At 47.2% G+C, this 3,352-nt stretch carries 5 protein-coding genes; all 5 read left to right on the top strand.

The window, feature by feature from the left end; all coding sequences use genetic code 11:
* A partial coding sequence (locus tag Q0236_RS03690; RefSeq protein WP_297915248.1) for a UDP-3-O-acyl-N-acetylglucosamine deacetylase occupies positions 1-236 on the top strand: 236 nt, incomplete at its 5' end.
* Between the two features lie 63 nt (positions 237-299).
* Positions 300-698 carry a glycoprotease gene (locus tag Q0236_RS03685; protein ID WP_297915246.1) on the top strand — a complete coding sequence of 133 codons (399 nt, stop codon included), beginning with the start codon at positions 300-302 and terminating at the stop codon, positions 696-698.
* A gap of 8 nt (positions 699-706) precedes the next feature.
* On the top strand, positions 707-1,588 hold the full coding sequence (thrB, locus tag Q0236_RS03680; RefSeq protein WP_297915244.1) for a homoserine kinase: 882 nt from the start codon (positions 707-709) through the stop codon (positions 1,586-1,588).
* A 21-nt stretch (positions 1,589-1,609) separates the two neighbouring features.
* Positions 1,610-1,837 (top strand): hypothetical protein, encoded by a 228-nt coding sequence (locus Q0236_RS03675; protein WP_040304108.1) that lies wholly within the window; start codon positions 1,610-1,612, stop codon positions 1,835-1,837.
* A partial coding sequence (locus tag Q0236_RS03670) for a translation initiation factor IF-2 N-terminal domain-containing protein (protein WP_297915242.1) occupies positions 1,821-3,352 on the top strand: 1,532 nt, incomplete at its 3' end. The genes Q0236_RS03675 and Q0236_RS03670, both read left to right, overlap by 17 nt.

The following is a 3,352-nucleotide window of genomic DNA, read 5'->3' as shown; positions in this document are numbered from 1 at the left end:
TTTTAAATCCCGAGGGCTTGCGCTTTGAAAACGAGTTCGTTCGTCATAAAATTTTAGATGCGATCGGCGATCTTGCGCTCGTGGGCGCTCCGATTTTGGGCGATTATACGGCGTTTGCGGGAAGCCACGATTTAAATCATAAACTCACTTTGGCAGTCCTTGCCGACGCGAAAAATTTCGAGCTAGTAGATCTTACCGCCGAGATCGTACGCGAATATCAAACAGTCTTCGCCTAAGGCCGAAAAATCAAAGAAGTTCAAATTTTAATTGCCGCTCTCAGCGCTCCATGCCTGATCGGCGTGTATGAAAACGGCGCTAAGATAGCGGAATTTGCAAGCGCCGAAGGCGAAAAAGCCGATAAATTTCTGGTCGCCAAATTTAGCGAAATTCTAAAAACTTATAAAATCAAAGAGCTCATCTACGCAAATACTCCCGGCAGCTTCATGGGCATGAAGGTAAGCTACGTGATATTGTGCACGCTTAGCATCGCTCTTGATGTGCCGCTGTACGCCATCAGCGGCTTTGAGCTAAGCGGCTTCGGACCGATCAGAGCGAATAAAAATTTCAGCTACGTTTACGAGTGCGGCGAAATCAGGATGAAAAAATGCACCCCCGCCGCGCTATCTTTGCCGCAGGATTTATCGGTTTTAAATAAAAGCGATGATATACTTCCAAATTACATCATAGAAGCGGTTTAGGAGAGAGCTTGATTATAAGAATTCCTGCGACGAGCGCAAATTTAGGCCCCGGTTTCGACGCGCTCGGCCTTAGCCTAGGGCTATTTAACGAAGTAGAGATTACCGAGCAGAAGTTTTTTTGCGTATCGCTTAGCGGCGAGGGCAGCAACAGAGCGTGGCTTAAGAAGGGCAACGCTTTTTTGAATATTTTCAATGAAATTTACAAAAAACTAGGCGGCGATCAAGGTATAAATTTTAAATTCGCCTTTCACAACAACATCCCGTTTTCGCGCGGGCTGGGTAGCAGCTCGGCTGTGATCGTAGGCGCTATCGCAAGCGCTTATAAAATTTGCGGTTTTGAGATCGATCGCGCTAAAATTTTAAACACGGCGCTGGAATATGAAAACCACCCGGATAATATCGCGCCCGCAACGCTCGGCGGCTTTGTCAGCAGCGTCGTGGATGGCAAGATGGTTCGCACGCAAAAATGCGAAATTTCGCAAGATCTGCAAGCCGTCGTCGTCATCCCCGATACTCCGATGTCTACGAGCGAATCTCGCGGCAAGCTGCCTAAGAGCTTTTCGATCAAAGATTGCGTTAGCAACCTCTCGCACGCGGCGTTTCTGACCGCTTGCTTTATGCGGCGCGACTACGACAGCTTGCGCTACGCCTGTATCGATAAGATGCACGAGCAGATGCGCATGGGCGTGCTCCCGCAGCTTTTTAAGGTGCGCGAGATCGCCTATGATAACGGCGCGCTTATGAGCTCGCTCTCGGGAAGCGGCTCAAGCTTTTTAAATTTAGCCTACAGAGCCGACGCCGCAAAGCTTAAAGCCTGCCTTAGCGAAAATTTTAAAAACTTCCGCGTCGAAATTTTAGAGATCGACAACGGCGGCTTTAATATTGACTAAGAAAAATAAAGATATAATCGCATGAGCGAACCGATTAGGATGTGCGTTATTTGCAAGGGGCGCTTCGCCAAGCGCGAACTCCACGCCTTTTTGCAAAATTTTAAAAATATAAGCTCAAACAGACAATTTTATATTTGCGACGGTTGCATAAATCAAAAAGAGAAAATTTCAAAATATCTATCTAAATTTGCGTCTAGCGCAGATTTGGGACATATCAAGGAGAGGGTTTTAAATGGGTGTTCTGATTAAAGATATCGCGGACGAGCTTGGATACGCAAGCAAAGAGATAATCGAAAAAGCGCAGGAGATGGGCTTTAAAAAGGTAAAAACCGCGTCGAATAAAGTAAGCGAAGAAGAAGCTGCCGCTATTTACGATTATATCCAGACGGGAATTTTGCCGGGGAAAAAGTCAAAGCCTACAAAGAAAAGCTCCGAAAAAGCGCAAGAGGACGAGAATAAGCCCGCCAAAAAACAGAGCGAAACTAAAAAAACCGCTAAAAAAGAGAGCCCTAAAAAGGCGGAAAGCTTAAAAGCTTCCGAATCCAAAGAGTCCGCGCAGAGCGCCAAAGAGCCTAGCGATGAAAAAACTCAGGCGCAAGAGCCTGAGGCAAAAACCGAAAAATCTCAAAATCAAAAAGAAGAAATTTCCTCCGCCGCGCAGGAGAAAGAGAAGAAGCAAAACACCGCTTCAAAGCTTGCGCCGGTGCAGATAAACAGCGGCGATAGCATCGCTAGCGAGAGCCTGCAAAAGCGCCGCGGTCTAGTCATCGTTAAAAAGAAGAAGGAAGTTCAAGCCCCGGCGGCACAAGATAGAACCGAGCCTAGGCGCGAAAAGATAAGTGCGAGCCTAGAGGCGATCTTTTCAAACGCTGAACTAAATTTGAAAAAGAAAAAGATCGAAAAGAAAAAAGCTCCCGCGGCTAAAAAAGAGGACGCCCTTAAAATCGACATTATCCCTGATCATGAGATGGCCGATATCGTCATTGAGGACGAAGACGTCGTGGTAATGCCCGATTTTACCGTCAAACCGATCCAGACCGAAAACCGCACCAAAAATAAAAACCAACCCAATATTTATCGCGCCTCGCAGAATCAAATTTTTAGCAGCGAAGGCGGTATAAGTCGCGGCGGTCGCAAAAAGCATAAAAAAGCCCCTCGCGAGCAGGGTAGCGAAATCGTAAGCTCTGTAAATATCCCAAAAGAGATCCGCGTCTATGAGTTTGCCGATAAGATCAAAAAGCAGCCTAGCGAGATTATTGGCAAGTTATTTGCGCTCGGGATGATGACGACGAAAAACGACTTTTTGGACGAGGACGCGATAGAAATTTTAGCAAGCGAATTTGGCATTGAAGTAAACATCATCGATGAGGCGCAGGAGTTTGATTATATCAAGGCTTACGAGGACAGCGAAGGCGAAGAAAATTTAATCGCTAGAGCGCCTGTCATTACCATCATGGGACACGTCGATCACGGCAAAACGAGCCTGCTCGATTATATCCGAAACTCTCGCGTAGCAAGCGGCGAAGCGGGCGGCATCACGCAGCACGTAGGCGCGTATATGGTCGAAAAAAACGGCAGGAAGATCACCTTCATCGACACTCCGGGTCACGAAGCCTTTACTTCGATGAGAGCGCGCGGAGCGAAGGTTACCGATATCGTAATTATCGTAGTGGCGGCAGACGACGGCGTCAAACCTCAGACTAAGGAGGCTATAGCGCACGCCAAGGCTGCAAACGTGCCGATCATCATCGCGATAAACAAGAT

The organism is uncultured Campylobacter sp. (assembly GCF_938031315.1).
Classification (GTDB): Bacteria; Campylobacterota; Campylobacteria; order Campylobacterales; family Campylobacteraceae; genus Campylobacter_B.
The sequence above is the reverse complement of the archived record's forward strand: the minus strand, read 5'-3'. Positions and strand labels throughout refer to the sequence as shown.